Origin of the sequence: Alkalicoccobacillus porphyridii (assembly GCF_007293315.1) — a bacterium.
Taxonomy (GTDB): domain Bacteria; phylum Bacillota; class Bacilli; order Bacillales; family Bacillaceae_D; genus Alkalicoccobacillus; species Alkalicoccobacillus porphyridii.
In genome coordinates this window covers 1-234 of record NZ_VLXZ01000426.1, presented here as the reverse complement: position 1 = coordinate 234, position 234 = coordinate 1, and the positions used below count along the sequence as shown (strand labels likewise).

Genomic DNA, 234 nt, shown 5'->3' with positions numbered 1-234 from the left:
TCTTCGGGCTTACCAATATGGGCCAGAATTGCTGACCAGTTATCGTGAGAGTAATTCATCGGCACGTTAAATCATATCAGGCGTAATACCACAACCCTTAAGTTCGCGCTTATGGGGTTTACCCACGCCTTTCCGTTATGCATGGGGCGGTCAAATATTTCGGCTACCCTGATGAACACAGTGCAGAGCCTGATCAGGTGATCCTTATCGAAGCGGGGCAGTTTGCGGTGTTCC

1 pseudogene is annotated in these 234 nt (G+C 49.6%); it reads left to right on the top strand.

The features are described 5' to 3' along the window. Nucleotides 1-113: 113 nt before the first annotated feature. A pseudogene (gene yeaR / locus FN960_RS24810) lies at nucleotides 114-234 on the top strand (DUF1971 domain-containing protein YeaR); the annotation flags it as partial.